Origin of the sequence: Phaeovulum sp. (genome assembly GCF_041596715.1) — a bacterium.
Taxonomy (GTDB): domain Bacteria; phylum Pseudomonadota; class Alphaproteobacteria; order Rhodobacterales; family Rhodobacteraceae; genus UBA6213.
Genome location: NZ_JBFHIA010000199.1, coordinates 1 through 5,706, shown reverse-complemented (window position 1 = coordinate 5,706; position 5,706 = coordinate 1). Strand labels below are relative to the sequence as shown.

Here is a 5,706-nt window from a genome sequence, read left to right as displayed (position 1 = left end):
GTTTGCCAACGGGTTGCTGGTGGTGCCGCATGCCAACGGCACTGTCGCGGTCGGGTCTACTGCCGAAAAGAACTTTGATGCGCCCGACACTACCGACGCGCAGCTTGACGACGTTCTGCTGCGTATCCGCGCGCTTTGCCCCGATCTGGCAGCGGCACCGGTGCTGGCGCGTTGGGCCGGGGTGCGGCCGCGGTCTTCGACCATGGCGCCAGTGCTGGGGGCATGGCCGGGGCGTGCTGGGCATTACATTGCAAACGGCGGCTTCAAGATCGGCTTTGGTATGGCACCACGGGTTGCCACCACGATGGCCGATCTGTTGTTGGAAGGCCGTGACGACATCCCCGATGGCTTCCGCGTTGAGGATTGCCTTTAGAAGCCTGCCCTGCTGCTACCAGCGCGTCAGCGCATCTTCATCGGTTGCCTTGGCCTCGACCCAAGTGGCACCGGTATCGGTGATTTCGCGCTTCCAGAATGGCGCGCGCGATTTGAGGTAGTCCATCAGATATTCGGCGGCGGCAAACGCTTCGGCGCGGTGCCGCGCCGCTGTTGCAACCATCATGATCGCTTCGCCGGGCGCAAGGCGTCCGTGGCGGTGGATGACAAGACATTCGGCCAACTGCCAGCGCGCCGTGGCCTCGGCCATAATGGCACTGATCGCCGCCTCGGTCATGCCGGGGTAGTGCTCGATTTCCAGCGCGACCAGCGTGCCGGTATCGTCACGCACCCGTCCGGTAAAGCTGACCTCGGCGCCAACGCTGCTTTGGGCCACGCTAAAGGCCCCGAGCTCGGCTGCGGGGTCAAAGGCGGCTTGCTGCACGCTTAGGCGCATGGCTTAGCCCCCGGTCATCGGCGGAAAGAACGCCACCTCACGAACCCCGGCGAGGGGGGCGTCAAAGCTGGAAAGCTTGTGGTCAAGCGCCACCCGCAACGCCGATGTATCGGCAAAAGCCGCGCCATAGCGCGCATCGCGCGCGGCCAATTCGGCCACCAGTTCGGCCGCGGTCGCGGCCTGTGTTTCGACCGCTTCGCGCGCTACTCCGATACGCTCTCTTACCCAAGCGAAATAGAGCACGTCGATCATTTCACGGGGTCCTTCAGAAATGGCAGCGACTTGCGGAAATAGTCGAGCCCGGTGATCAGCGTCAGCAGTGCCGCCAACCAGATCAGCACCAGACCGATGTCGGTCGCCAGTGACGAACACCCACGCAACCCGCAAGAGCGCACCGGGTCTGCAAGCCCGTGGCTGACAGCATCGGCATATTGCTCGGGCGTCAGGCCGCGGCGCGCCACGCCTTCAAGATATTCAAGCCCGGTTCCAAGAAACAGAATGGCAATCGCCACCATCTGCGTCGTGGTTTTCCACTTGGCGAGTTTGGTGACCTTGAGCAGCGACGCGTCAGCACCCAGAAACTCGCGCAGCCCCGATACGAACACCTCGCGAAACAGGATCACCGTGGCAGGCAGGATGAGCCAAGGGTTCATGCCGGAATAGCCGGTCAGAATTACCAGCGCGATCACCACCATTGCCTTGTCGGCGATGGGGTCGAGCATGGCACCGAACCGACTTTCCTGTTTCCAAAGCCGCGCCAGATAGCCGTCGAAGTAGTCGGTGATGGCGGCTGAAATGAACAGCGTCAACGCAAACCAATCGGCCCAAGGGCGCTGGAAATACAGAAACATGACTGCCACGCCCGGCGCGGCAATCAATCGGCCTACCGTCAGGGTATTGGGCAGGTTGAATCGCATATCTGATCGATAGCCTATTCTAGGTTGCCTTTGAAAGGGGGATTGCGGCACAACCCCCCGCACGAAGGTCGGCGGGTCGAAGCTTGTTGCCGTTACTGGTGCCAAGGCGGCGTGTCGGCAGATATTGTGATTGCCGCTTCGTTCGTTCTCCGCGCGCAGTCAGGTGCGGTTGCGCAAGACCGTGAAGACAAAGATCAGCATAGATGCCAGTGAAAGCAACGAGCCTACCTTTGCCAGCAATTCGCCTTGCTCGACGATGGCGAACATGATGCCGGGGATCATGGTGATCACGCCAATCGTAGCGACGGCGAAATGGATGCGCGCAAGGCTGGTGGCACCAGCCGCCGGCACCAGATGATAGTAAAAACCGAACAGCGCCATCGTGACCCATCCTACAAGGTTCAAATGGGCATGGGCTGGCGCAAAGGTGTGATCTGCCGCGATCGACATTGCAATACCGCCTACCATCCCGATCGTGACGAAAACCGAGCCTGTCGCAATAAACCAGAAAGCTATTCCACGCATGGCAACCCTCCTCTGCCAACACCCGTCGCTCCGGCGCGCGGGCCGTCTGCAGATGCTACGCGCTGCGACAAAATGTCGCAACGGTTCTGATTTGCGGGCGCAAAGCAGAAGCTTGTCTAGGTTTTTGCGTTAAAAAACCCGTGGATCGTTTCGGCCATCGCCTGCGAGATGCCGGGCACCGCTTGCAGGTCGGGCAGGCCTGCACGGCTGACCGCCTTGGCGCTGCCGAAATGCGCCAGCAGAGCGCGTTTGCGCGCAGCACCGATACCGGGGATTTCATCAAGCGGCGTGGCCGAGACCGCCTTGGACCGTTTTGCCCGGTGCGCGCCGATTGCCCAGCGATGCGCCTCGTCACGCAGCCGTTGGACGAAGTAAAGAACCGGGTCGCCAGTGCGTAGCGCAAAGGGGGGCGCGCCGGGCCGATGAAACTCTTCGCGCCCAAGGTCTCGGTCGATGCCTTTGGCAACGCCGATCATCGCAATGTCATCCACGCCCATTTCGGCCATGATGCCCGCCACCGCCGAAACCTGCCCGGCACCGCCGTCGATCAGTATAAGATCAGGCCAGAGGCCAAGCTCGCGGTCCGGGTCTTCCTTCAGCAGCCGGGCAAAGCGACGACTCAGCACCTCTTTCATCATCCCGAAATCGTCGCCGGGGGTCAGATCTGCGCCCTTGATGTTGAACTTGCGATACTGGCTTTTCAAAAAACCTTCGGGGCCCGCCGCAATCATGCCGCCTACCGCGTGCGCGCCCTGAATATGGCTGTTATCATAAACCTCGATGCGCCGCGGCGGTGCCTCTAGTCCGAAGGCTTCGGCCAGCCCGGCCAGCAAACGGCTTTGTGCTGCGCTTTCGCTCATTTTCCGGGCGAGGCTTTCGCGCGCGTTGCGGGCGGCGTTTTCTACCAACTCGGCCTTTTCGCCCCGTTGCGGGACCGCAAGTTCTACCCGCCGCCCGGCGCGCTGGCTGAGCAGTTGCACCATCAGATCGGCATCCTCGATCTCGTGGTTCAGCAAAATCAACCGCGGCGGGGTTTTGTCGTCATAAAACTGCGCCAGAAACGCCTCGAGCACTTCCGGCGGCTCGGCCCCAGACCCGGTGCGGGGGTAAAAGTCGCGGTTGCCCCAGCTTTGGTTGGCGCGAATAAAGAACACCTGCACACAGGCTTGCCCGCCTTCCATATGCAGCGCCACCACGTCTGCTTCGGCCACACCTTGCGGGTTGATGCCTTGGCTTTGCTGCACTTGCGTCAGCGCCCGTATCCGGTCGCGCAGCGCCGCGGCGCGTTCATATTCCATCGCCTCGGCCGCAGCGCCCATTTCGCGCGCAAGGTCTTCTTGAATCCGCGTGGTCTTGCCTTGCAGAAAGCTTTCGGCGTCGGCCACGAGCTTTCGATAATCGGCTTCAGAAACCTTGCCGACGCAGGGCCCGGCGCACCGCTTGATCTGGTAAAGCAGGCATGGCCGCGTGCGCGATTCAAACACCGCATCAGTGCAGGTGCGCAGACCGAATACCCGCTGCAACTGGTTCAACGAACGGTTCACGGCCCCCGCGCTTGCGAATGGGCCATAGTAATCGCCCTTTTCAGATTTCGCGCCGCGATGCTTTTTGATCTGCGGAAAGGCGTGGGTCTTTGATACAAGAATATTGGGAAAGCTTTTGTCATCGCGCAGCAGCACGTTGTAGCGCGGCTTCAACTGCTTGATCAGGTTTTGCTCAAGCAACAGCGCCTCGGTTTCTGTGCGCGTTGTCAGAAACATCATCGACGTGGTTTCGGAAATCATCCGCGCGATGCGGCCCGAGTGGCCAGAGGGCCGCGCGTAGTTCGACACCCTCGCCCGCAAGGCGCGTGCTTTGCCGACGTAAAGCACTTCATTCGCCGCATTCAGCATCCGATAGACACCGGGCGAGCTATCGAGCGTCTTGAGCAGGCTTTGGATCAGCGCATGGCCGGTCAGTGGTGCTGTGCTCGGGGGTGGGGTCTCGGTCATCGGCATTTGATTCCTTGGTGTGCCTGCAACCTTACGCGACATCGCGCAAGAGAAAAGCTGTCCACGGAATCTGTGGATAACTCTGTTGGAAGAATTTGCGTAGCGTCGTTTTTGCCTTGTTTTTGGCCCGGTTTATCGCAGTGCCTAATTTTTAGGCTTTTATATAAGCCATTGAGAACATGTAATTAATATTTTGCACATAGGCAAATGACTGAAAATACTTAAAGATTCTTAACGGATTTGTGAAGTCGGACCGAGACGTGCACAAGTCAAGTGGGTCAGGCTGCGACATGGTGGCCAGTGCCTACTCAAGGCCAAGAATATCGGGGGTTTGCCACGCAAGATGCTGGCCGCCATCCACGCATATCAATTGCCCCGTTACAGCCGGTGCATCAAGCAAATATCCGAGCGCCGCGCATATGTCTTCTGGCCCCGCGCCACGTTGCAGCGGCGTTGCCGCGCGCTGCCGCGCAAAGTGGCTGTCGCTTTGCCGCGCGCCTTGCATCGTCGGGCCAGGGCCGATGGCGTTTACACGGATATCGGGTGCCAGCGCTTGTGCAGCGGTGCGCGTCAGCGCCCAGAGGCCCATCTTGGCGACAGTGTAGCTTGCAAACTCTGGGGTCAGCTTCAGCACCCGCTGGTCGAGCATGTTGACAATCTGCGCCCTTGGCCGTGGCTCTGCACCACTGCGATCGGCCTTGGGTGCCTGCGCAGCGAAGGTCTGCGTCAGCAAGAAGGGCGCGCGTAGGTTCGAGCCTATGTGCCGGTCCCAACTGGTGCGGGTTGCTGTGCGGATCGTGTCATACTCGAAAATCGAGGCGTTGTTGACCAACAGCGTCAAGGAAGTTCCAAGCGCTTTGGCTGCGCGCGGCAGCAGATCGGCCGTGGCGGCCTCGTCCAGAAGGTCCGCGCCAAGCGCAACTGCGTTGCACCCCTTGGCGCGCAAATCTGCGGCAAGCGATTCTGCCTCGCTGCCCGAGGTATGGTAGTGAATCGCCACCGCGTAGCCGCGCCCGGCGAGGTATTCGGCCATCGCGCGGCCCAATCGCCGCGCGCCGCCGGTTACAAGTGCGGCCTGTTTCATTGCACCACCCCGGTTGCCATCGCCACCACATAGCCCGCGTAAGCAGTTACCATCACAAACCCCGTGCTGCGTTTGATCGGGCGACCTCCCATCACATAGGGGCCAAGCGCCAGCGCAACCGCAAGCATGACCCAAATATGAAATTGTGTCATCTGCGCGGGAAAGGGCATTGGCCCAACCAGCCCGGCCACGCCAAGAATCGCAAGAATGTTGAAGATATTTGACCCGATCACGTTGCCCAGCGCCACATCTGCGCGCCCTCTGACCGCGGCAGTCACCGAAGTTGCAAGTTCTGGCAGCGACGTGCCAACCGCTACCAGTGTCAGGCCAATCACTGCCTCGGAAATGCCGATGGCGCGG

Annotated in this window: 8 protein-coding genes; 1 reads left to right on the top strand and 7 read right to left on the bottom strand. The window is 60.7% G+C overall.

Features of this window, described 5'->3' with window-relative positions; translation table 11 throughout:
* Positions 1-373: NAD(P)/FAD-dependent oxidoreductase (locus tag ABY403_RS12650; RefSeq protein WP_372841183.1), on the top strand; the 373-nt coding region annotated here is incomplete at its 5' end.
* A 15-nt stretch (positions 374-388) separates the two neighbouring features.
* Here the strand turns inward: ABY403_RS12650 and ABY403_RS12645 are convergent.
* From ABY403_RS12645 to ABY403_RS12615, 7 genes are all read right to left on the bottom strand, one after another.
* Positions 389-829 (bottom strand): molybdenum cofactor biosynthesis protein MoaE, encoded by a 441-nt coding sequence (locus ABY403_RS12645; protein ID WP_372841182.1) that lies wholly within the window; start codon positions 827-829, stop codon positions 389-391.
* Between the two features lie 3 nt (positions 830-832).
* Positions 833-1,081, bottom strand: coding sequence for a molybdopterin converting factor subunit 1 (moaD, locus tag ABY403_RS12640; RefSeq protein ID WP_372841181.1), 249 nt, complete (start codon positions 1,079-1,081; stop codon positions 833-835).
* A complete protein-coding gene (pgsA, locus tag ABY403_RS12635; RefSeq protein ID WP_372841180.1) occupies positions 1,078-1,746 on the bottom strand; it encodes a CDP-diacylglycerol--glycerol-3-phosphate 3-phosphatidyltransferase in 669 nt (222 codons plus the stop codon). The genes moaD and pgsA overlap by 4 nt, the downstream gene beginning before the upstream one ends.
* Before the next feature lie 159 nt (positions 1,747-1,905).
* Complete coding sequence (locus tag ABY403_RS12630) at positions 1,906-2,271, bottom strand: hypothetical protein (protein WP_372841179.1); 366 nt, start codon at positions 2,269-2,271, stop codon at positions 1,906-1,908.
* 116 nt (positions 2,272-2,387) lie between these two features.
* A complete protein-coding gene (gene uvrC, locus ABY403_RS12625; RefSeq protein WP_372841178.1) occupies positions 2,388-4,262 on the bottom strand; it encodes an excinuclease ABC subunit UvrC in 1,875 nt (624 codons plus the stop codon).
* Positions 4,263-4,566: 304 nt separating this feature from the next.
* A complete protein-coding gene (locus ABY403_RS12620) occupies positions 4,567-5,346 on the bottom strand; it encodes an SDR family oxidoreductase (protein WP_372841177.1) in 780 nt (259 codons plus the stop codon).
* Positions 5,343-5,706, bottom strand: a 364-nt coding sequence (locus ABY403_RS12615) for a sodium:calcium antiporter (RefSeq protein WP_372841176.1), incomplete at its 5' end; no start/stop codon positions are given. The genes ABY403_RS12620 and ABY403_RS12615, both read right to left, overlap by 4 nt.